Source organism: Bacillus sp. hwrm1, assembly GCF_040207805.1.
Taxonomy (GTDB): Bacteria; Bacillota; Bacilli; order Bacillales; family Bacillaceae; genus Bacillus; species Bacillus velezensis.
Genome location: NZ_CP157943.1, coordinates 1,708,261 through 1,729,978 on the forward strand (window position 1 = coordinate 1,708,261; position 21,718 = coordinate 1,729,978).

The 21,718-nt window shown below is 46.3% G+C and carries 23 protein-coding genes; 22 read left to right on the forward strand and 1 reads right to left on the reverse strand.

Going from position 1 to position 21,718, the window contains the following annotated elements:
- Positions 1-357: 357 nt before the first annotated feature.
- The 20 genes from hbs to aroA all read left to right on the forward strand — a co-directional run bounded on the left by hbs (position 358) and on the right by aroA (position 18,186).
- Entirely contained in the window at positions 358-636 is a 279-nt protein-coding gene (gene hbs, locus ABK447_RS08705; protein ID WP_003153447.1) for a non-specific DNA-binding protein Hbs, read from the forward strand.
- 186 nt (positions 637-822) lie between these two features.
- Positions 823-1,395, forward strand: a complete 573-nt coding sequence (gene folE / locus ABK447_RS08710) for a GTP cyclohydrolase I FolE (RefSeq protein ID WP_003153448.1) — start codon at positions 823-825, stop codon at positions 1,393-1,395.
- A 20-nt stretch (positions 1,396-1,415) separates the two neighbouring features.
- Positions 1,416-1,643 carry a trp RNA-binding attenuation protein MtrB gene (gene mtrB / locus ABK447_RS08715; RefSeq protein WP_094031808.1) on the forward strand — a complete coding sequence of 76 codons (228 nt, stop codon included), beginning with the start codon at positions 1,416-1,418 and terminating at the stop codon, positions 1,641-1,643.
- Positions 1,644-1,799: 156 nt separating this feature from the next.
- Entirely contained in the window at positions 1,800-2,555 is a 756-nt protein-coding gene (gene hepS / locus ABK447_RS08720; protein ID WP_015240105.1) for a heptaprenyl diphosphate synthase component 1, read from the forward strand.
- 5 nt (positions 2,556-2,560) lie between these two features.
- Positions 2,561-3,262 (forward strand): demethylmenaquinone methyltransferase, encoded by a 702-nt coding sequence (menG, locus tag ABK447_RS08725; protein ID WP_003153453.1) that lies wholly within the window; start codon positions 2,561-2,563, stop codon positions 3,260-3,262.
- Between the two features lie 28 nt (positions 3,263-3,290).
- Positions 3,291-4,253 (forward strand): heptaprenyl diphosphate synthase component II, encoded by a 963-nt coding sequence (gene hepT, locus ABK447_RS08730; RefSeq protein WP_003153454.1) that lies wholly within the window; start codon positions 3,291-3,293, stop codon positions 4,251-4,253.
- A gap of 120 nt (positions 4,254-4,373) precedes the next feature.
- The gene (gene ndk, locus ABK447_RS08735; protein ID WP_012117865.1) at positions 4,374-4,820 is read left to right on the forward strand and encodes a nucleoside-diphosphate kinase; all 447 of its coding nucleotides are present in this window, start codon (positions 4,374-4,376) and stop codon (positions 4,818-4,820) included.
- A 189-nt stretch (positions 4,821-5,009) separates the two neighbouring features.
- Positions 5,010-5,780, forward strand: coding sequence for a protein-glutamate O-methyltransferase (locus ABK447_RS08740; RefSeq protein ID WP_025284932.1), 771 nt, complete (start codon positions 5,010-5,012; stop codon positions 5,778-5,780).
- 71 nt (positions 5,781-5,851) lie between these two features.
- The gene (gene aroC / locus ABK447_RS08745) at positions 5,852-7,024 is read left to right on the forward strand and encodes a chorismate synthase (RefSeq protein ID WP_003153459.1); all 1,173 of its coding nucleotides are present in this window, start codon (positions 5,852-5,854) and stop codon (positions 7,022-7,024) included.
- Positions 7,024-8,112: a 3-dehydroquinate synthase gene (aroB, locus tag ABK447_RS08750; protein ID WP_043021735.1), complete on the forward strand. Its 1,089-nt coding sequence runs from the start codon at positions 7,024-7,026 to the stop codon at positions 8,110-8,112. Before aroC ends, aroB begins: the two co-directional genes overlap by 1 nt.
- Positions 8,109-8,492 (forward strand): chorismate mutase, encoded by a 384-nt coding sequence (gene aroH, locus ABK447_RS08755; RefSeq protein WP_003153463.1) that lies wholly within the window; start codon positions 8,109-8,111, stop codon positions 8,490-8,492. The genes aroB and aroH overlap by 4 nt, the downstream gene beginning before the upstream one ends.
- Positions 8,493-8,715: 223 nt before the next feature.
- Positions 8,716-10,263: an anthranilate synthase component I gene (trpE, locus tag ABK447_RS08760; RefSeq protein WP_094031807.1), complete on the forward strand. Its 1,548-nt coding sequence runs from the start codon at positions 8,716-8,718 to the stop codon at positions 10,261-10,263.
- The gene (gene trpD / locus ABK447_RS08765) at positions 10,235-11,251 is read left to right on the forward strand and encodes an anthranilate phosphoribosyltransferase (protein WP_015240102.1); all 1,017 of its coding nucleotides are present in this window, start codon (positions 10,235-10,237) and stop codon (positions 11,249-11,251) included. The genes trpE and trpD overlap by 29 nt, the downstream gene beginning before the upstream one ends.
- On the forward strand, positions 11,244-11,996 hold the full coding sequence (gene trpC / locus ABK447_RS08770) for an indole-3-glycerol phosphate synthase TrpC (RefSeq protein WP_094031806.1): 753 nt from the start codon (positions 11,244-11,246) through the stop codon (positions 11,994-11,996). The genes trpD and trpC overlap by 8 nt, the downstream gene beginning before the upstream one ends.
- 4 nt (positions 11,997-12,000) lie before the next feature.
- Positions 12,001-12,654 (forward strand): phosphoribosylanthranilate isomerase, encoded by a 654-nt coding sequence (locus ABK447_RS08775; RefSeq protein WP_094031805.1) that lies wholly within the window; start codon positions 12,001-12,003, stop codon positions 12,652-12,654.
- Positions 12,635-13,837, forward strand: a complete 1,203-nt coding sequence (gene trpB, locus ABK447_RS08780) for a tryptophan synthase subunit beta (RefSeq protein ID WP_094031804.1) — start codon at positions 12,635-12,637, stop codon at positions 13,835-13,837. The genes ABK447_RS08775 and trpB overlap by 20 nt, the downstream gene beginning before the upstream one ends.
- Positions 13,830-14,627, forward strand: a complete 798-nt coding sequence (gene trpA, locus ABK447_RS08785; protein WP_007612229.1) for a tryptophan synthase subunit alpha — start codon at positions 13,830-13,832, stop codon at positions 14,625-14,627. Before trpB ends, trpA begins: the two co-directional genes overlap by 8 nt.
- 11 nt (positions 14,628-14,638) lie before the next feature.
- Complete coding sequence (gene hisC / locus ABK447_RS08790; RefSeq protein ID WP_094031803.1) at positions 14,639-15,721, forward strand: histidinol-phosphate transaminase; 1,083 nt, start codon at positions 14,639-14,641, stop codon at positions 15,719-15,721.
- 51 nt (positions 15,722-15,772) lie between these two features.
- A complete protein-coding gene (locus ABK447_RS08795; RefSeq protein ID WP_085342375.1) occupies positions 15,773-16,888 on the forward strand; it encodes a prephenate dehydrogenase in 1,116 nt (371 codons plus the stop codon).
- 11 nt (positions 16,889-16,899) lie between these two features.
- Positions 16,900-18,186: a 3-phosphoshikimate 1-carboxyvinyltransferase gene (gene aroA, locus ABK447_RS08800; RefSeq protein WP_003153479.1), complete on the forward strand. Its 1,287-nt coding sequence runs from the start codon at positions 16,900-16,902 to the stop codon at positions 18,184-18,186.
- 47 nt (positions 18,187-18,233) lie between these two features.
- Here aroA and ABK447_RS08805 read toward each other — a convergent pair.
- Positions 18,234-19,333, reverse strand: a protein-coding gene (locus ABK447_RS08805; RefSeq protein ID WP_234631179.1) for an IS3 family transposase whose coding sequence is annotated in 2 segments (ribosomal slippage) — positions 18,234-19,111 and positions 19,111-19,333 — 1,101 coding nt in all. Because the reading frame shifts where the segments join, the coding sequence is not laid out codon by codon here.
- A 456-nt stretch (positions 19,334-19,789) separates the two neighbouring features.
- Between ABK447_RS08805 and ABK447_RS08810 the strand changes: the two genes are divergently transcribed.
- On the forward strand, positions 19,790-21,061 hold the full coding sequence (locus ABK447_RS08810) for a tetratricopeptide repeat protein (protein ID WP_094031802.1): 1,272 nt from the start codon (positions 19,790-19,792) through the stop codon (positions 21,059-21,061).
- Between the two features lie 73 nt (positions 21,062-21,134).
- A complete protein-coding gene (locus tag ABK447_RS08815; RefSeq protein ID WP_003153482.1) occupies positions 21,135-21,674 on the forward strand; it encodes a ReoY family proteolytic degradation factor in 540 nt (179 codons plus the stop codon).
- Positions 21,675-21,718: the final 44 nt, after the last annotated feature.

The following is a 21,718-nucleotide window of genomic DNA, read 5'->3' on the forward strand; positions in this document are numbered from 1 at the left end:
TGAAACGGGGGGTCTTTTTTTATTCTTTTTAGATACTGGAAATCAATCAAGGATTAGGAGGAAAAAAGCAAAAAAAGGAATATTTGTTCGGTAAAACACGTGAAAACCTTGACGAGCAAGGGATTGAGGCTTTAAAATGCTTGATATGGCTTTTTATATGTGTTACTCTACATACAGAAAATCTTCACTTTGTTGGACAAACATTCCTCAAAGTGTCTGTTTTCTTTTGAAAAGCCGTTTACTTGTCTGTTCTTCCCTGCTTTGATTTTTTATCAGACAGGTTTAGAATCAGGCTGAACTGTGAAGAAATGATAATAAACTGCTGATTTGATACCCTTTTGGGAGGAGGTGAAAGGCATGAACAAGACAGAACTAATCAATGCGGTTGCTGAAGCAAGCGAATTGTCTAAAAAAGACGCTACAAAAGCAGTTGATTCTGTTTTTGATACGATTTTAGATGCACTTAAAAACGGTGATAAAATCCAACTGATCGGTTTCGGTAACTTTGAGGTGCGCGAGCGCTCTGCACGTAAAGGACGTAACCCGCAAACTGGTGAAGAAATCGAAATCCCTGCAAGCAAGGTACCTGCTTTCAAACCAGGTAAAGCTCTTAAAGACGCTGTTGCAGGAAAATAATTGTGAATATAGATCGTGTATGCATCTGATACATACACTTTGTTTCTTCACAGAAAAGCCCCTTGATAAAGGGGCTTTTCATATTTAAGCAGCCTCGGTCACCGGGCAGGACTTTCGTTTTGCTTTTGGCGCGGCAAATGTGCTAGAATCGAAATTAAATGTATTCAATGGTGGAGGACACAGACAATGAAAGAAGTTAATAAAGAACAGATTGAACAGGCGGTTCGCCAGATTTTAGAGGCGATTGGAGAAGACCCGGACCGGGAAGGGCTTTTAGATACGCCGAAACGCGTGGCGAAAATGTACGCGGAAGTATTCTCGGGATTAAATGAAGACCCGAAAGAACACTTTAAAACCGTTTTCGGAGAAGACCATGAGGAGCTTGTTCTTGTAAAAGATATCGCGTTTCATTCCATGTGTGAACATCACCTTGTTCCTTTTTACGGAAAAGCGCATATTGCCTACATTCCGCGCGGCGGCAAAGTGACGGGCCTGAGTAAATTGGCGCGGGCGGTGGAAGCCGTCTCAAAACGCCCGCAGCTGCAGGAGCGCATCACTTCAACGATTGCAGAAAGCATCGTAGAGACCTTAGATCCCCACGGCGTCATGGTTGTCGTCGAGGCTGAGCATATGTGCATGACAATGAGGGGCGTAAGAAAGCCAGGTGCAAAAACAGTGACTTCCGCTGTAAGAGGTATTTTTAAAGATGACGCAGCGGCGCGTTCCGAAGTGTTAGAACATATTAAACGTGCGGATTAATAATGATAGAGGGTGCAGATATGAATTCAAAGCATTCAAGTGATTTTGTCGTCATTAAAGCGGTCGAGGACGGCGTGAACGTCATCGGTTTAACGAGAGGAACGGATACGAAATTTCACCATTCCGAAAAACTGGACAAAGGCGAAGTGATTATCGCTCAGTTTACTGAGCATACCTCTGCCATCAAAGTGAGAGGCAACGCCCTCATCCAGACCGCTTACGGAGAAATTAACAGCGAAAAAAAATAAGCCGGCTGTTTCCCGCTTTTGCCAAATGCCCGCAAACGGCGGGAGAATACAGCCAATTTCTTTTTTTTATGCTATAATGATACCTGCGTATAATAATGACGAGTAAATCTCATACATATTAGAATAAATGTGAATTTGGGGACAAGGGTGATATTTTTGCAAGACATCTACGGAACTTTAGCGAATCTAAATATGAAATTAAAACAAAAGCTGTCTCATCCTTATTTAGCGAAACATATTTCTGCGCCTAAAATCGATGAGGATAAGCTTCTTCTTTTTCACGCTTTGTTTGAAGAGGCGGACATTAAGAACAACGACAGAGAAAATTACATAGTAACTGCGATGCTTGTCCAAAGCGCCCTTGATACCCACGATGAAGTGACAACAGCCAGAGCGTTAAAGCGAGACGAAAATAAAAACCGGCAGCTCACCGTGCTTGCCGGCGACTATTTCAGCGGACTGTATTATTCGCTTTTATCTGAAATGAAGGATATCTATATGATTCGGACGCTCGCTACGGCAATTAAAGAAATCAATGAGCATAAAATCCGTCTGTACGATCGGTCTGTCAATGACTTGAATCAATTGATCGAAAGCATGGCGATTGTGGAAGCGGCCCTGTTTCACAGAGTGTCAGACCACTTTAATCTTCCGCGCTGGAAAGAGCTGGCGAGTGATTTTTTTGTATATAAGCGGCTGATGAACGGCAATGCTATATTTCTCGATGTCATCGGCAATATTGTAAAGTCAGGGAAATCAAAGGCTGACATAATGGAAGATAGCTTCCGAAAGGCAAAGCAAAGCATTGAAACGCTGCTGCCGCTCAATTCACCAATCCAAAACCTCATGCTGAACCGGCTTAAAGCGATCAGCCAGGACAAAACATATCATCAGAAAGTGGAAGAAGGGTAATCAACATGCAGGAGTCAAAAGAACAGCGCGTACACGGCGTGTTTGAAAAAATCTATAAAAATTATGACCAAATGAACTCTGTCATCAGTTTTCAGCAGCATAAAAAATGGCGCGATAAAACGATGCAGATCATGAATGTAAAAGAAGGCGCAAAAGCGCTTGATGTCTGCTGCGGAACGGCTGACTGGACGATTGCCCTCGCAGAAGCGGCCGGAAAAAGCGGCGAAATCAAAGGACTGGATTTCAGCAAAAATATGCTGAGCATCGGTGAGAAAAAAGTGAAAGAGGGCGGTTACAGCCAAATTGAGCTTTTGCACGGAAATGCGATGGAGCTTCCTTTCGCTGATGATTCTTTTGATTTTGTCACCATCGGCTTCGGGCTGCGGAACGTTCCCGACTATCTGACCGTGCTGAAAGAAATGCGGCGGGTCGTCAAACCGGGCGGGCAGGTCGTATGTCTGGAAACATCCCAGCCGGAAATGTTCGGATTCAGACAGGCGTATTTTCTTTATTTTAAATACATCATGCCTTTCTTCGGAAAAATGTTTGCGAAGAGCTATAAAGAATATTCTTGGCTTCAAGAATCGGCAAGAGAATTTCCCGGTATGAAAGAACTTGCGCGCCTGTTTGAAGAAGCGGGCCTGACGAATGTCAAATACCATTCGTTTACCGGCGGAGTGGCCGCTACGCATATCGGTTGGAAATGATGAATATACAGATGTTTGGGTGAATGATATGAAATTTAAAATGGCCTATTCTTTTTTAAATGACGATATTGATGTGATCGAAAGGGAGCTTGAGCAAACGGTGCGGTCAGACTATCCCTTGCTGAGTGAAGCCGGGCTCCACCTGCTCCAGGCGGGCGGCAAGCGGATCCGCCCTGTTTTCGTATTGCTTTCCGGCATGTTTGGTGACTATGACATTAATAAAATAAAATATGTTGCGGTGACGCTGGAAATGATTCATATGGCATCCCTCGTGCATGACGACGTCATTGATGACGCCGAGCTGCGGAGGGGAAAACCGACCATCAAAGCCAAGTGGGACAACCGCATCGCTATGTATACCGGTGATTATATGCTTGCGGGCTCACTTGAGATGATGACGAGATTGGATGAGCCGAAAGCCCACCGGATCCTGTCCAAAACCATCGTAGAAGTATGCCTCGGAGAAATTGAACAGATCAGAGATAAATACAATATGGAACAAAACCTCAGAACCTATTTGCGCCGCATCAAACGGAAAACGGCTCTTCTCATTGCCGTCAGCTGCCAGCTCGGCGCCATCGCTTCGGGAGCTGATGAGAAGATTCACAAAGCATTATATTGGTTCGGTTATTACGTGGGCATGTCCTATCAGATTATTGACGACATTCTTGATTTCACTTCAACGGAAGAGGAACTGGGAAAACCGGTCGGAGGGGATCTGCTGCAAGGAAATGTCACTCTGCCCGTTTTGTACGCGCTCCGTCAGCCTGAATTGAAAAATCAGCTGAAATTAATTAACAGTGAAACAACACAGGAGCAGCTCGCCCCCATTATTGAAAATATTAAACGCACAGACGCGATTGAAAAATCAATGGCCGTCAGTGACAGGTACTTAAAAAAAGCGTTTGAAAAACTGAATACACTGCCGAGAGGACGTGCGCGCTCATCATTGGCCGCCATCGCCAAATATATCGGCAAACGGAAATTTTAAATTCCTTTTACGAACAAGATGTGAACATTCTCCGCCCTGGATTGATTAATTGTCAGAAAGATGTTACGATTTCGGTGTGCAACTTGAAAGCCTATACATAATGATGGGGTGGAGAATCTTATGGAAAAAACTTTTATCATGGTAAAACCGGACGGCGTACAGCGCCAGCTGATCGGAGAGATTTTATCCAGATTTGAGCGTAAGGGCTTACAATTGGCAGGAGCCAAGCTAATGCAAGTTTCAGAACAGATGGCTGAAACCCATTATGCTGAACATAAAGGGAAGCCGTTTTTCGGCGAGCTTGTGGAATTTATTACATCAGGACCCGTATTTGCAATGGTATGGGAAGGGGAAAATGTAGTAGAGATCACAAGACAGCTGATCGGAAAAACGAACCCGAAAGATGCACTGCCGGGCACAATCCGCGGTGACTACGGCATGTTTGTCGGCAAAAATATCATTCACGGTTCAGACTCCTTAGAAAGCGCTGAGCGGGAAATTCACATTTTCTTTAAACAGGAAGAGCTTGTACCGTATCAAAAATTAATGGCCGACTGGGTGTACTAAGCCGTCAGCCTTTCTTTTTCTCGTATTATGAAAAGGTTTACATCATTTATGAAAGACAGAGGCTGCGCTGCCCTGTCTTTTCGTTTCTCACAAATCAGCCCGCGGGCTGATTTTTTTATTGAAATCGTACAATTTCGACAGAAAACAGGCTATACTAGGACAAAAGACAGCGAGATTGGGAGAGAAGCAATGGAGCCTTACGACATTTTTATCACCAAGTGGAAACAAATAACCGGCGTTGATTTATCTTTATACAAAGAAGCACAGATGAAAAGGCGGCTGACGTCCCTTTATGAAAAGAAGGGGTTCAGAGATTTTCAGGAATTTGCCGCCGCTTTGGAAAAGGACAAGCTTTTATTAAACGAAACATTGGACAGAATGACGATCAATGTTTCTGAATTTTACCGAAATTATAAACGGTGGGAAGTTCTTGAAACCTCAATTCTCCCATTAATAAAGCATAACAAACCGTTAAAAATATGGAGTGCGGCCTGTTCAACGGGAGAGGAGCCCTATACTTTGGCGATGATTCTCAATCAGCAGACGGGACTGGCCGGATTTGAAATATTGGCGACAGATATTGATGAAAAGGCGCTAAGCAAAGCCAAGCGGGGCATCTATCAGGAACGCTCGCTGCAAGAGGTGCCGGCTTCCGTGAAAAGCCGTTATTTCACTAAGCAGGCTGACAACAGTTATCAAGTAAAACAAGAGATTCAGAAAAACATCCGGTTTAAGCGGCACAACCTGCTTGCCGACAGCTATGAACAGGATTTTGATCTGATTGTCTGTCGCAACGTCTTTATTTATTTTACTGAAAAAGCAAAAGAAGAGCTGTATGTGAAAATGGCGGGCAGTCTGAAAAAGAACGGAATTCTGTTTGTCGGCAGTACAGAACAGATTTTCAGCCCGGAAAAATTCGGCCTTGAGAGCACTGATACATTTTTTTATCAAAAAAGATAGAAGACATTTAATGAAAACTTGTGGTATAGTTTTACTTAAAAGCGTTAATGCGATGAAGGGAGAAGAAAGAAATGAGATACTTAACAGCCGGAGAATCACACGGTCCGCAGCTGACGACAATTATAGAAGGTGTGCCTGCGGGGCTTTATATAACTGAAGAAGACATTAATTTTGAGCTTGCCAGACGTCAAAAAGGGCACGGCCGCGGACGCCGCATGCAGATTGAAACGGACAGAGCGAAGATCACAAGCGGCGTGCGGCATGCCCGGACACTCGGTTCACCGATCGCGCTCGTTGTAGAAAATAAAGACTGGACTCACTGGACAAAAATCATGGGCGCCGCACCGATTACAGAAGAAGAAGAAAGTGAAATGAAACGCCAGATTTCAAGACCGAGACCGGGACACGCAGATTTGAACGGTGCTATTAAGTATAATCACCGTGATATGAGAAATGTGTTAGAACGATCTTCCGCGCGTGAGACAACGGTTCGCGTGGCTGCCGGAGCCGTCGCTAAAAAGATTTTAGCGGAGCTTGGCATTAAAGTCGCCGGACATGTCCTTCAAATCGGCAGCGTAAAAGCAGAGAAAACCGATTACACATCCATTGAGGATCTCAAACGGGTAACGGAAGAATCACCGGTCAGATGCTACGATGAAGAAGCAGGCCGTCAAATGATGGCAGCCATTGATGAAGCGAAGGCAAACGGCGACTCGATCGGCGGAATCGTTGAAGTGATCGTCGAAGGCATGCCGGTCGGTGTCGGAAGCTATGTCCACTATGACCGTAAGCTGGACAGCAAGCTCGCTGCTGCCGTTCTGTCGATTAACGCGTTTAAAGGCGTAGAGTTCGGCATCGGTTTTGAAGCGGCCGGCAAAAACGGCAGTGAAGTTCATGATGAAATCGTATGGGATGAAGAGAAAGGCTATACACGCGCCACAAACAGGCTCGGAGGATTAGAAGGCGGTATGACGACGGGAATGCCGATTGTCGTCCGCGGCGTTATGAAACCGATCCCTACTTTGTATAAGCCGCTGAAAAGCGTCGACATTGAAACGAAAGAACCGTTTACTGCGAGCATTGAACGTTCAGACAGCTGCGCGGTTCCGGCAGCAAGCGTAGTGGCTGAAGCAGCAGTGGCCTGGGAAATCGCAAATGCCGTCGTAGAACAATTCGGGCTTGACCAGATCGACCGAATTAAAGAAAATGTTGAAAACATGAAAAAATTATCGAGGGAATTCTGATGAAAGAGCTTGAGGTTCGGACAGCTTCCTCCGCATATCCCGTGTATATCGGTGAAGGTATAAGGAAACAGGCCGCTGCCCTTTTGTCTTCACTGAACAGGCCGCTGACAAAGATCCTTCTCATCATCGATGCTGAAGTTGACCGGCTTTACGGTGATGAGATGTTCCGGTTTTTAAACGAAACATGGCCCGTGAAAAAAGTGATCGTCCCAAGCGGAGAAGAAGCGAAGTCTCTAAAAGAGTATGAACGGATTCAAACGGAAGCGATCGCTTTCCATATGGACCGCTCCTCATGTATGATCGCCTTCGGAGGCGGCGTGACGGGTGATTTGGCCGGCTTTTGCGCAGCAACTTTTATGCGCGGAATTGATTTCATTCAAATGCCGACGACACTGCTTGCCCATGACAGCGCGGTCGGCGGCAAGGTGGCCGTCAACCATAAACTCGGAAAGAACTTAATCGGCGCGTTTTATCAGCCGAAAGCGGTGATTTACGATACGGAGCTTCTGAAAACCCTGCCGGAACAAGAGCTGAGATCTGGTATGGCTGAAGTGATCAAACACGCGTTTATCGCCGATCATGCTTTTTTAGAAAAACTTCTCACATTTGACACGTTGCAAGGACTGACAAGCGCTGAGCTGAATGAAATGATTTATAAAGGAATTTCAATCAAATCGGCCGTCGTGCGTGAGGACGAAAAGGAAGAGGGGATAAGAGCTTTTCTGAATTTCGGCCATACGCTTGGCCATGCCGTTGAGGCGGAATACGGCTACGGACGGATTACACATGGAGATGCGGTCGCCCTCGGCATGCAGTTTGCCCTTTACGTGAGTGAACAGGTTGCGGGTTGCAAGATGAACAGGAAAGAACTTACACAATGGCTGATTGGGCTCGGCTATCCGGGAAGCATCAGACAAGATATTGAAACGCCGGTTCTCTCCGCCCGGATGATGAATGATAAAAAAACGCGCGGAGGCATGACACAGTTCATCGTGTTAAAGGAATTAGGCGAAGCGCGGGACTGCATGCTTTCAAAAGATGAGCTCGAAAATTTGCTGAACAAATGGCGAATGGAGGAAACAGCATGATGATACGCGGCATTCGCGGAGCAACAACGGTGGAACAAGACACCGAACAAGAAATTTTAGAAAAAACACAGCAGCTGCTTGAAAAAATCATTGAACAAAATGGATGCAAGCCGGAAGACGTTGTACAGATCCTGTTATCCGCCACGCCTGATATCCATTCCGTATTTCCGGCAAAAGCGGTCCGCCGCCTTTCCGGGTGGCAGTACGTCCCGGTGACGTGCATGCAGGAAATGGATGTTACCGGCGCTCTGCAAAAGTGTATCCGTGTCCTGATGACGGTTCAGACGGATACGCCTCAGGATGAAATCAAGCATGTCTATTTAGAAAAAGCCGTTGTGTTAAGGCCGGATTTATCATTGACAAAAAATACTGACATGTAATACGATAAACAAAGCTTAGAAATACACAAGAGTGTGTATAGAGCTGGTAAGTAAGACATTGAACAGTTGAGTTTAGAATAGGGTAGCAGAGAATGAGTTTAGCTGAGCTGAGATAAACACGTTTTTATTCTGCCCAAAAGAAGCCTTTCTTTTGGGTTTATTTCTTATACGCAAGACTCCTCTCACTCTTCATCTCATTCTCCTTACCGTAAGGAGGAGAATCATGAATTTACAATCGGATGTTTCTTTATTTTTAAAGGACAGTCTGACACACCGCACCATTCCAATCGCAGAGACTTTTACGGTCGACACGATCACACCCATTCAGATGGTTGAAAAACTGGACAGAAACATTACGTATCTTTTAGAAAGCAAGGATGAGTCGTCAAGCTGGTCGAGATACTCTTTTATCGGCCTTGATCCTTTTATCACGATTAAAGAGAGTCATAACACATTCACTGCCGCTGATCCAAATGGGCATACGCTGTTTGAAGCCGGAGAATTAAAAGCCGTGCTTGACTGGATGAATGAGAGCTTCCGCATTAAAACACCCGAGCTTGATATCCCATTTTCGGGAGGGGCGGTCGGTTATCTGAGCTATGACATGATTCCTTTGATTGAGCCTTCCGTGCCAAGCCACGCGAAAGTAACAGATTTCAAAAAATGTATGCTGTTTGTCTGCCGGAAAATCATCGCGTACGACCACGAAACGAAACAAGTGCATTTCATTCAATATGCGGAGCTTAACGGCCGGGAGACGGAGGAAGAAAAGCGGGCCGTTTTTAAAGAAAATTGCGCGGAGCTTCGTAAGCTTATCGGTATTTTGACAGAATCGAAAGATATGAAAGAGCCGTTTTTTTCTAAAGAAACGTTTGACACGCCAAGTTTTGCCGCTGTGACATCCAATTATACGAAAGAAGAGTTTATGGCCGGCGTCGATAAACTGAAAGAATATATAAAAGCCGGAGACATTTTTCAAGGGGTGCTTTCGCAAAAGTTTGACATTCCGGTATCCAGACATTCATTTGAGCTGTACAGGGTGCTCCGCATCGTCAATCCTTCACCTTATATGTACTATATCAAACTGCCTGACAGAGACATTGTCGGGAGTTCGCCTGAACGTCTGATCCGCGTGCATGACAGGCACCTGGAAATTCATCCGATTGCCGGAACGAGAAGAAGGGGCGCCGGAAAAAAAGAAGATGAACGCCTGAAAAAAGAGCTGATGAATGACGAAAAAGAAAAAGCTGAACATTACATGCTCGTCGATCTTGCGCGCAATGACATCGGCAGAGTTGCGGAGTACGGTTCCGTAGCCGTTCCGGAATTCACAAAGGTCGTTTCTTTTTCACATGTGATGCACATCATCTCTGTTGTAACCGGCCGTTTAAAACAGGGCGTCCATCCCGTTGACGCGCTGATGTCCGCATTCCCGGCAGGAACACTCACGGGCGCTCCGAAAATCCGCGCGATGCAGCTTTTAAATGAATTAGAACCGACTTCCAGAGAAACCTACGGCGGATGTATCGCTTATATCGGATTTGACGGGTCGATTGATTCGTGTATTACCATCCGCACCATGAGTGTCAAAAACGGTACGGCGTCGGTGCAGGCGGGCGCGGGAATAGTCGCCGATTCCGTCCCGGAAGCCGAATATGAAGAAAGCTGTAATAAAGCGGGGGCGCTTTTAAAAACGATTCAAATCGCAGAAGACATCTTTTCTGGCGGGGAGGAGAAGACGGATGAACAAATTTCTGCAATCGTGCGTTAATGGCCGTACGCTGAAAACCGGAGAAGCCGAAAAGCTGATGGAGATGATGATGAACGGGGACATGTCGCAGTCTGAGATCGGAGGGATTTTATCGGTATTAGCCCACCGAGGTGAAACGGCGGAGGAGCTTGCCGGATTTGTAAAAGTGATGCGGGCGCGGGCACAGACATCAGGTGGCTTGGCGGATGTCGTTGATACGTGCGGAACAGGCGGAGACGGGATTTCTACGTTTAACATATCCACGGCAGCGGCGATTACAGCTTCTGCCGCCGGAGCTAAAGTTGCCAAGCACGGAAATCGCTCCGTTTCGTCTAAAAGCGGCAGCGCGGATGTGCTGGAAAAGCTGGGGGTTTCCATTCAAGCCACACCAGACAGCGTCAAACGCAGCATTGAAATGAAACAAATGGGGTTTTTGTTTGCGCCGCTGTTTCATTCGTCAATGAAGCACGTCGCCGCCGCAAGAAAAGAGCTTGGCTTCCGAACCGTATTTAATCTGCTGGGTCCGCTCAGCAACCCGCTGCAGGTGAAGCGGCAGGTGATCGGCGTCTATTCATTTGATAAAGCGCGCCTGATGGCAAGCGCTTTGGAACAATTTGATGTCAGACACGTCATGCTTGTGTCGGCCCGTGACGGATTAGATGAACTGTCCATCTCAGCACCGACCGATATCATTGAACTGAAAAACGGTGAACGTCTGGAATATTCCGTTTCACCTGAACAATTCGGTTTTACAGAAGGTTCACTAAAGGATATTCAAGTGAGTTCATCGGAAGAAAGCGCGCTCCTCATTCAGAATATTTTTGCAAATAAAGCTCCGTCATCCGCTCTGCATATTACTGCCTTAAATGCGGGCGCGGCCATTTATACGGCAGGTCTTGCAAACGATCTGAAAGAAGGAACGAAAACCGCCTTAGAAGCGATTCAAAACGGAGATGCCAAAAGGCAGCTCGAACGTCTGAAACAGAAAGAGGAAGAAATGTATGCTTGATCAAATCATTCAGCAGAAAAAAGAAGAAATCAAATCCATCGTGCTGCCGGAAACCTGTCAAATTGAACGGAGATCCTTTAAAGAAGCGCTCCTGGACCCGAACCGTTTTATCGGGCTGATTGCCGAAGTGAAAAAAGCTTCGCCGTCTAAAGGATTGATTAAAGAGCATTTTGTTCCGGAAACGATTGCGGCGGATTATAAAGCGGCTAAAGCCGACGCCCTTTCAGTTCTCACGGATACCCGTTTTTTTCAGGGGAGAAATCAATTTCTGACAGATGTTAAACAAACCGTGTCTCTTCCCGTGCTGAGAAAAGATTTTATTATTGATTCCATTCAGGTGGAGGAATCGTTCAGGATCGGCGCCGATGCCATTTTGCTGATCGGGGAAGCGCTGGAACCTTCAGAGCTTCATGAGCTTTATCTGGAAGCCCGCGAGAAGGGCATGGACGTTCTCGTTGAAGTCCATGATGAAACTGTGCTTGAACGGATTTTACAAGTGTTTCAGCCGGACATTCTCGGCATAAACAACCGGGACTTAAAAACGTTCCGTACTTCTGTTTCGCAAACGGAAAAAATAGCGCAGCTTGTACCGGACGGCTGCCTGCTGGTCAGCGAAAGCGGCATCGGTTCTTTGGCTGACCTGCAATTCGTCAACAAGCACGGGGCGCAGGCTGTATTGGTCGGAGAATCCTTAATGAGAGAGGATTCGCAGCAAAAGGCGATCCGCGGACTGTTCGGGGAGTGATGATATGAAAAAGCCTGAGGTAAAGTACTGCGGGATACGATCGAAGCGTGATTACGAACTTGCGGCAGCTTCAGGAGCGGATTATCTGGGATTTGTTTTTGCCGCAAGCAAACGGAGAGTAACGCCGGATGAGGTCCGGAAATGGAAAGAGCAGGTCTGGACAGACAAGAAACATGTCGGAGTATTTGTAAATGAAACGATAGAAAACATCGCGCAAATCGCCTCTGATCTGGCACTTGACGCCATCCAGCTTCACGGTGATGAATCGCCTGAGGATGCCCGCCGCCTCCGTCCGCTTGTGCGCTCGGAAATATGGAAAGCGCTCCATCACGGGGAAGGGACGCTTCGTCAGATGGCTCAATTTGCACCTGCTGTCGACGGCTATGTCATTGATTCTTCAGTAAAAGGAATGAGAGGCGGCACGGGAATCGCGTTTTCATGGGCTCGTGTCCCCTTGTACCGAAATCAGGCTCAAAATGCAAGCAAGCGCTGTTTTATTGCGGGCGGCGTTAATCCTGAAACGATTACCGGCTTACTGAGATCGCGTCCGTGCGGTATAGATCTTGCCAGCGGAATTGAAAAAAACGGACAAAAGGATCAAACACTGATCCGGCTTTTAGAAGAAAGGATGAACCACTATGTATCCATATCCAAATGAAATCGGAAGATACGGCGAATTCGGCGGCAAATTTGTCCCTGAAACATTGATGCGGCCCCTTGAGGAAATCGAAACGGCTTTCAAAGAATTAAAGAATGATCTCGTTTTTCATGCCGAATATAAAAAGCTATTGTTTGATTACTCCGGAAGACCGACCGCATTAACGTTCGCAGACAGGGTGTCAGATTATTTGGGAGGGGCGAAAATCTATCTGAAAAGAGAAGATTTAAACCATACCGGCTCTCATAAAATTAACAATGCGTTAGGCCAGATTCTGCTTGCCAAAAAGATGGGCAAAACGAAAATCATCGCCGAAACCGGTGCGGGACAGCACGGTGTGGCTGCCGCGACAGCCGCCGCAAAATTCGGTTTTAAGTGTACAGTTTTTATGGGTGAAGAAGACGTTGCACGCCAGTCGCTGAACGTATTCCGGATGAAACTGCTCGGCGCGGAAGTGGTGCCGGTCACAAGCGGCAACGGCACGCTGAAAGATGCGACGAATGAGGCGATCAGGTATTGGGTCCAGCATTGTGAAGATCATTTCTACCTTATCGGTTCTGTAGTGGGGCCGCACCCGTATCCGTATATCGTTCGCGAATTTCAGAAAATCATCGGCGAGGAAGCGAAAGAACAGCTCCGCCGGGTTGAAGGAACGCTCCCGGACAAGGTTGTTGCATGTGTCGGCGGCGGAAGCAATGCGATGGGCATATTTCAGGCCTTTTTAGACGAAGATATTGAGCTGATCGGCGCCGAGGCTGCCGGAAAAGGAATTGATACGCCGCTGCATGCGGCAACGATCGCAAAAGGGACACTCGGGGTGATTCACGGTTCAATGACCTATTTAATACAAGATGAATACGGGCAGATTATCGAACCGTATTCCATTTCAGCCGGCCTTGATTACCCGGGGATCGGCCCTGAGCACGCCTATCTGCATAAAAGCGGCCGTGTAACGTACGAAAGCGTGACAGACGATGAAGCGATTGCCGCGTTACGTCTGCTTTCTGAAACAGAAGGTATTCTTCCGGCTATTGAATCTGCCCACGCCCTGGCAAAAGCGTTTGAAATGGCAAAAGACATGGATAAAGACAAAATCATTCTCGTCAGTTTATCGGGAAGAGGAGATAAAGATGTTCATACGCTGATGAATGTTTTGGAAAACGGGGTGGAGACACATGTTTAATCTGCGAGATTCCGAAAAATTATTTATCCCTTTTATTACAGCTGGCGATCCGCTTCCTGACATTTCTGTTGAGCTGGCAATATCATTGCAGAATGCAGGCGCTTCTGCCCTTGAAATCGGCGTTCCTTACACAGATCCGCTTGCGGACGGACCCGTCATACAACGGGCTTCAAAACGGGCTCTGGAAAACGGAATGAATATCGTAAAAGCAATTGAACTTGGCGGCAAAATGAAAAAAAACGGCGTTCATATTCCAATTATCCTCTTTACGTATTATAATCCTGTGTTACAATTAGAAAAAGAATACTTTTTCGCTTTACTGCGGGAAAACGACATAGACGGTCTGCTTGTACCCGACCTTCCATTAGAGGAAAGCGCCCTTTTGCAAATGACATGCAAAAAGGAGAACATCGCTTATATCTCACTGGTTGCGCCGACAAGTGAAGACCGTTTGAAAATAATTACTGAACAGGCCTGCGGCTTTGTGTATTGTGTATCCTCTTTAGGAGTGACGGGCGTACGCAGCGAATTCGATCCGTCTGTATACTCTTTCATACGTAAGGTGAAAGAATTCAGCTCTGTTCCGGTGGCGGTCGGTTTTGGCATTTCAAACCGCAAACAGGTTGACGGGATGAATGAAATATCTGACGGTGTCGTTGTCGGCAGCGCGCTTGTCAAAAAAGTTGAAGAGCTTAAAACAAAGCTTGTGAATCCCGGAACAAGAGCTGATGCGCTTCTTGAATTTGAAGAATACGCAAAGACGTTCGGACGACTGTACAGTGTAAAATGAGGTGACTGGATTTGCAGATTAAAGAACAGCTGCGGCAGCTGAAACCGTATCAGCCGGGCAAACCAATAGAAGAAGTGAAAATGGAATACGGGCTTGAGAAAGTAGTAAAACTCGCTTCTAACGAAAATCCGTTCGGCTGTTCACAGGTCGCTAAAGATGCGCTGCATCAGGAGATTGAGCAGCTTGCGCTGTATCCCGACGGTTACAGTGCCGCTTTGAGAACACGGCTCAGTGAGCATCTGCAGGTCAGTGAATCTTCGATCATTTTCGGCAACGGCTCTGATGAGCTTGTGCAGATTATCTGCCGTTCTTTATTAAATGATCAGGCAAACACGATTACCGCCGCCCCGACTTTCCCGCAATACAGACACAATGCGGTGATTGAAGGCGCTGAGGTGCGCGAGGTTCCGCTCCGCAGTGACGGCGCTCATGATTTGGACCGGATGCTGGAAGCAATTGACGGCGAGACGAAAGTCATATGGGTATGCAATCCCAATAATCCGACGGGGACATATACTTCTGAGCAAGAGCTAATTGCCTTTTTAAACAGAGTTCCCGAGCATATACTCGTTGTACTTGATGAAGCGTACTACGAGTATGTTACGGCGGAAGATTACCCAGAAAGCATTCCTCTTTTAAAGCAATATCCGAATGTTATGATCCTCCGCACCTTCTCTAAAGCGTACGGACTTGCCGCGCTGCGCGTCGGATACGGCATTGCGGACGAAGCACTGATCCGCCAGATTGAACCGGCGAGAGAGCCGTTCAATACGAGCAGAATCGGTCAGGCTTCGGCACTGGCAGCGCTTGATGACCAGACATTTATTCAGGAATGCGTCGAGAAAAATAAAGCAGGCCTTAAGCAGTATTATGATTTTGCAGAAACTCACGGATTAACTTGTTATCCTTCACAAACCAACTTTGTGCTCATTGATTTTAACCGCCCGGCGGATGAACTGTTCCAAGCCCTGTTGGAAAAAGGATATATCGTCCGCTCAGGACAGGCGCTCGGATTTCCGACAGCGTTAAGGATTACGGTCGGTACGAAAGAGCAGAATGAGGAAATTCTCACAATTTTAGCTGAAATATTATAAGAGGTGATCAGGCATCACCTCTTTGCTCTATTAAAATAGTTGAAAAAGGAAATGAGTGAAATGAAGGATACTATATTGCTTGCGGGGATCGGGCTGATCGGCGGATCGATCGCATTGGCCATCAAAAAGGAGCATCCGCATAAACGGATTATCGGTGTGGATATTTCGGAAGAACAGCTCACTGCCGCGCTGAAGCTCGGAATTATTGACGAGCGGGCCGGCTCATTTACGGAAGGTGTGCAGCAAGCGTCTGTTGTCATTATCGCCACGCCTGTCGCCCAAACGCTGAAAATGCTCGATGTGCTGGCCGCATCAGACATCACCCATGAACTCCTGATTACGGATGTGGGCAGCACGAAACAGAAAGTCGTCAGCTACGCCGACAAAGTGCTTCCGGCTCACTATCAATTTGTCGGCGGTCATCCGATGGCGGGATCTCATAAATCCGGGGCCGCTGCAGCGAAAGAATTTTTATTCGAAAATGCGTTTTATATTTTAACACCCGGAAAATCAACTTCTAAAGAGTCAGTAACGCATCTGAAGGAACTTTTGAAAGCGGCAAACGCCCACTTTGTGGAGATGACCCCCGAGGAGCATGACGGCGTAACGAGCGTCATCAGCCATTTCCCTCATATCGTTGCTGCAAGCCTCGTACATCAGGCTCATCATGCTGAAGAAGATTATCCGTTTTTGAAACGTTTCGCAGCCGGCGGTTTTCGGGACATCACCAGGATCGCCTCAAGCAGCCCGGCGATGTGGAGGGACATACTTCTTCATAACAAAGATAAACTGCTTGACCGCTTCAAAGAATGGAAACGGGAGATTGACACGATCGAATCTTATGTAGAAAATGAAGATGCGGACAGCCTGTTCGGATATTTTAAAAAAGCGAAAGATTATCGCGACGGTCTGCCGCTCCGTCAAAAAGGAGCGATCCCGTCCTTTTATGATCTTTATGTCGATGTTCCCGATCATCCGGGGGTCATTTCGGAAATTACGGCGATATTGGCAGAAGAAAAAATCAGTATCACCAACATCCGCATTATCGAAACAAGAGAAGATATTAACGGAATTCTCAGAATCAGTTTCCAGACTGATGATGACCGGAAGCGTGCGGAAACCTGCATTCAATCCCGCGCCAAATATGACACATTTTACGCTGACTGAGGTGGAAAACATTGAAAAGAGAAAAAGTGACGTCTTTAAACGGTGAAATTCATATTCCGGGGGATAAATCCATCTCCCACCGTTCTGTTATGTTCGGAGCGCTTGCGGAAGGAACCACAACGGTAAAAAACTTTTTGCCCGGAGCCGATTGTCTGAGCACCATTGCCTGCTTCAGAAAAATGGGTGTCTCCATTGAACAAAACGGAAGTGATGTAACGATATACGGGAAGGGCATTGACGCACTTTGTGAGCCTGACAGCCTTCTTGATGTCGGAAATTCCGGCACGACCATCCGCCTGATGCTCGGCATTTTAGCCGGACGCCCATTTCACAGTACGGTAGCGGGCGACGAAAGTATTGCAAAGCGCCCGATGAAGAGGGTGACGGAGCCTTTAAAACAGATGGGAGCCGCGATTGACGGAAGAGCGGACGGAGGATTTACGCCTTTATCCGTAAGAGGCGGACAATTGAAAGGCATTGATTACGTCTCCCCTGTTGCAAGCGCGCAGATCAAATCCGCCGTGCTGCTTGCCGGATTGCAGGCTGAAGGGACGACGACCGTCACTGAGCCTCATAAATCAAGAGACCATACGGAACGGATGCTGAACGCTTTTGGCGCCGAGCTTGCGGAAACGGAGACGAGCGCCTCCGTAACGGGCGGTCAGAAGCTTCGGGGGGCTGATATTTTCGTGCCCGGCGATATTTCTTCAGCAGCCTTTTTCCTCGCGGCAGGCGCTGTCGTTCCCGGAAGCCGGATTGTGCTGAAAAACGTCGGCTTGAACCCGACACGCACGGGAATGATTGATGTCTTAAAGCAAATGGGAGCTTCACTTGAAGTGATTCCTTCAGAAGCGGACAGCGCAGAGCCTTACGGAGACCTGGTTATTGAAACCTCAGCTCTGAAAGCGGCAGAAATCGGCGGAGAAATCATTCCCCGTTTAATTGACGAGATCCCGATTATCGCCCTTTTGGCAACGCAGGCTGAAGGCACAACTGTCATTAAAGACGCTGCGGAGCTGAAGGTGAAGGAAACGAACCGGATCGATACCGTCGTATCAGAGCTCCGGAAAATCGGCGCAGACATTGAACCGACTGAAGACGGCATGAAAATACACGGCAAAAAAACGCTTGCGGGCGGAGCCGATGTGTCAAGCCACGGCGACCACCGCATCGGCATGATGCTCGGTATCGCTTCATGCCTGACAGAAGAGCCGATTGACATCCGTGATACTGAGGCAATCCATGTCTCATATCCGACATTTTTTGAGCATTTAGATCAATTAGCCAAAAAAGCCTGAAGAGATTGGGACTGACCCCCGTTTTTGAGACAGGGATCAAAACACCTTTAAGCAGCCAGCTGTCGGTATGTGACCGGCGGCTGGTTGTTTAGTTTCGTTTGAATACGAATGTTGTTATAATAGTGTATATAGGTTTCGACAGTTTGTTCTACGATGGTCGTCGTAGTGCTTTCCAACCTGTCGAGGTAGAACGTTTCAGACTTTAGTGAGGAATGAAACGATTCGATGGAGGCATTATCAGCGGGCGTCCCTTTGCGGGACATGCTCATGGTAATGCCTTTTGTTTTAACAGCTTTCTGATACTCATAAGATGTATAAACAGAACCTTGGTCACTATGTAACACACAGTTCTCTGGCAGTGCGGGCAGCTGATCAAGTGTGTGTAAGACAAAGTCTGTGTCCTGTCTATCGCCAATCGTAAAAGCAATCACTTCTCCATTGTATAAATCTAATATACTGGAAAGATACAATTGTTTCTGCCCATAAGGCAAATATGTGATATCCGTTACTAGCTTTTCCAGAGGGCGATCAGACTGAAAGTTCCGATCCAATATATTCTCGGCCACGGCATATGGCTGCCCATTCTTCTTACGCTTTTTCACCTTAACCCGGCATTGCCACTGATTCTTCTGCATAATGCGCTGAACCGTTTTATGATTCATACGCATTCCCTTTTTTAATATGGCTGTGATTTTCCGATAGCCATATCGATACTTGTGTTCTCGGCACAACGTGCCGATTTGTTTTTCTAAATGGTATTTAGGGTTATCTTTCATCAGATTCTTCTTCCAACGATAATAAGATGCTCGTGAGATACCTAAATGAATACAGATATCCTGTATGGTCATTGTGCTGCGCAATGCTTCTACAAGCTCGACTGGCGTTTCGCTATCAGCTTCCTTTCCAATTCGTTGTACTTTTTTAACACTTCATTCTGTTGTCTCAGATAACGATTTTCTGCCTGCAGTTTCTCTAATTCGGAAGAATACTCTGGACCTTTTCCATAAGAATATTGCTTTCCGACAGGTTGTTCGAATCGATGTGTGTCCCCAGCTTTATACCACCTGACCCATGTCTGCACCTGCGTCTTATTCTTTATATTCAATTCCTGCATGATCTCCTTCACAGGCACGCCCGCCAATCTCATTTCTACAGCCTACTGTTTGACTTCAACCGGATAACTCACTCTTGCCCTCATAGAAAAACACCTCCAAGTCTAATTTCGGATAACAACGATCCGTTTTCAAACTTGAAGGTGTTTTTATTTGTCTCATCTTATGGGGTCAGTCCCTTTCGGCGGGCTTTTTTCTTCATGTGTCATAAAACCTTGGGCTTTGACATAGCTTGTCTTAAACAGAAAAATAAAAGAAAGGGGGAATGCGTTTTCGTTACAGAAACAGCCGGAACAAATTGCGCTGTTTGCGTATAAAGATGCCGTCCCCTTTTTTGCCGTTTTCCTCTTAAGCATTTTCTGATAAACTATAATGCCGGGTGAAGCATCTTATTTGCGGGCAGGCCCTGTCTGAATTATGATAAGAATAACCCGAATAAAAACCCTTTTCATTGGTTGATGAGGTATAGGAAAAGAAAGGACCGGTCTGATTTGAATACATTGATCCAAGAAGCCATAAAATTAGTTGAAGCAGGTGAAACCGAAAAGGGACTAAAAGCGCTTTCGATAGCTGAAACGCAGCTTCATGACGAAGACAAAGCCATTGCAGCCCAGCTCTACTATGAATGGGGAAACGCCGAAAAAGCGTTAGCGCTGATCAGTGATCTGCATGACCTTTATCCGGATGAGTCTGAGCTGACGAATTTTTACGCCGAATTGTTAATAGATATTGATGAAGAAGAAAAAGCTCTAGAGGTGCTGGAGACGATTTCTCCGGAAGACCCGTCTTACGCGGAAAGCCTTCTTTTAATGGCTGATCTGTATCAGATGCAGGGCTTATTTGAAGTAAGTGAGCAAAAGCTGTTACAGGCGAAAGCGATGTTACAAGATGAACCTGTTATTGATTTCGCTCTGGGGGAATTATACTTCACTCAGGGATCATACGCAAAAGCCGTTCCTTACTATGAAGAGACGGCAAAAGAACGGCACGAAATCGGCGGCGTAAATGTTCATCAGAGGCTGGCTGAGTCATTGAGCGCGGCGGGTGAATTTGAGGAAGCGATTTCATGGTATGAAAAAGCGGCGGCAGAACATACAGAACCGAATACGATTTTCGGGTACGGGTTCACAGCCTATCAGGCGGGAATGGTCAAAACAGCCATCAAGCAGCTGTCTGATTTAAAAGGGCTTGATCCTTCCTATTCATCGCTTTATATGCCGCTTGCAAAAAGCTACGAGGCAGAAGGCATGTATGAAGATGCATTAAAAACCGCTAAAGAAGGTATTACTTACGATGAATACAATAAAGAGCTTTTTCTCTATGCGGCGAAAATGGCGTTAAAGCTCGGCAACGCAGAAGAAGGCAAAAAGCTTCTTCAGGAAGCGCTGGCGCTCGATCCGGGTTACGTGGAAGCGCTCCATACGCTTTTAGCCGTCTATCATAAAGAAGAAAGCTTTGAAGAGATTATTGATCTGATTCAGGAAGTCCGCGGCTACGGAGAAGAAGATCCGAAATACAATTGGTATTTGGCGGGTGCTTATACAGGCCTTGAGCAATACGCTAAAGCGAAAAAAAGCTTCGAAGCTGCGTATCTCCATTATCAGGATGATCGGGATTTCTTATATGAATACGCTCACTTCTTATTGGAAGAGGGTCTCCAGAAAGAAGCGCTGCCGCTTTTAAAACAAGTGCTTTCAATGGATGGAACAAACGAAGAGCTTGAAGAAACAATCTTACGGATAGAGGATGAATTTTTAAGATAAGCAGGATTTTGGACCATGCTTGCTGAATGTATAAGTGATGTCAGATTATACGATCGATAGAGGAGGGAATTACATGCAGACCCCTGTTTCTGTCAATGAAAAAAAGGATTTTATCCGTTGGTTTTTAAATCATTATCAGCTTAAACGCCGGGAGTGCGTCTGGATTTTAAATTATTTAATGAGTCATGATTCATTAATGGAAAAAGTCCATTTTGTAGAACAAGCCGAATTTTGCCCGCGAGGCATTATCATGTCTACTCATTGCGTTGATGAGGTGCCGTTTAGGTTTTACAAAGAAAATGTCATGACTACGGACGCGGAAAAATCTTTTCACGACATCCGGTTAAATAAACAGCAGGATTTATTTATCCAGCTGAATTTCCGTTCGGCCTACAGCTCACCGGAATATGCCGCTGTTCTTGAATCAAATCCGCATCTGCCGAAAGACCTGTTTGAAAATAAACAGGATCAGGGGATGGCCGAAAAAATATTAGAACACGCCATTTCCACTTTCCAGCGGGAAAAGCTGCTTAAAGATATCGACGAGGCGCTGGACCGCCACGACAAAGAAACATTTGAAAAGCTTTCCCGCCAATTGAATCAGCTCACATAAATGACAGCCTTGCAGAATATGCAAGGCTTGTTGCGTAAAGAGGA